The 931-nt window shown below is 73.8% G+C and carries 2 protein-coding genes; both read left to right on the forward strand.

Annotation, left to right across the window (positions count from 1 at the left end; genetic code table 11):
• The coding region (locus tag ACXJLU_RS33440; RefSeq protein WP_457338021.1) for a hypothetical protein at positions 1 to 633 on the forward strand (633 nt) is incomplete at its 5' end.
• A partial coding sequence (locus tag ACXJLU_RS33445) for a contractile injection system tape measure protein (RefSeq protein ID WP_457338022.1) occupies positions 626 to 931 on the forward strand: 306 nt, incomplete at its 3' end. The genes ACXJLU_RS33440 and ACXJLU_RS33445, both read left to right, overlap by 8 nt.

Here is a 931-nt window from a genome sequence, read left to right on the forward strand (position 1 = left end):
GCCCTGTTCCGGGCGGGCTTGTGGCGCGACCGCTACCGGCTGCTGGCGCCGGCCGGTGCGTCGCCCGCATCGCCGCACCGGCTGCTGCTCGGGCCGGACGAAGACGGCCGCTGGTGGGACCTGGGCGAGCACAGCGATGCGCCGGCGGCGCGCCGTGCCGCCGGCAGCCTGCGGCTCTTCCTGCTGCACCTGCAGCAGGAGAGCGAGGGCATGCACGTCGTCGAGCACGTGCTGCTGCGCCCGCTCGCGCCCGGTGGCCGCGCGCATGCGGCGCTGAACCTGAAGGCCGGTTTCCACGCGCTGCGCATCACCGTACTGATGCCCGGCTGGACCACGCGCACACGCCAGCCGGCGTTCCGCCGCTTCGCGCAGGACACGCTGCGCATCAACTGCCCGACCCACCTGTCGCTGCAGTGCCTGTGGCTGGAGCCCGACGCGATGCAGCGCTTCGAGGCCTGCTGGGTCGTGTGGCTGGCGGCGCGCGAGTCGCTGGCGGCGGCGCCCGACGATGCGCACCTCGCCGCCGAAGCCGATGGGGCGGCCTGCCGGGTGATCCCGTTCCTGCGCCAGCCGGGCGACAACAACGACGCAGGAGGCGAGGGCGACGAGCCCTTCATGCAAGGCCATGCCTGACGCGCACCTGATCGAGCACCTGCACGTCGAGGTCGACTTCGACGCCGGCCTGCCCGCGGACGAGGCCGAATCGCGGCTCGCCGCGTTCATGCAGGGCCCGGCGTTGCGCATCGTCGACGAGCTGTTCGACGAGGCCTGTGCGCCCGACGAGGTGTGGCGCATCGACGAACTGGCGATCGACCTGGGCGAGGTCGCAGTCGATGGCCTGGAGGAAACGTGGGCGATCCGCCTGCGCGAGCGCTTGCAGGACCGGTTGGCCGACCTGCGCGGCCCGGGCGGCGTGGCCGCGGCGCGCGGC

It is taken from the genome of Rhizobacter sp. P5_C2 (assembly GCF_054049715.1).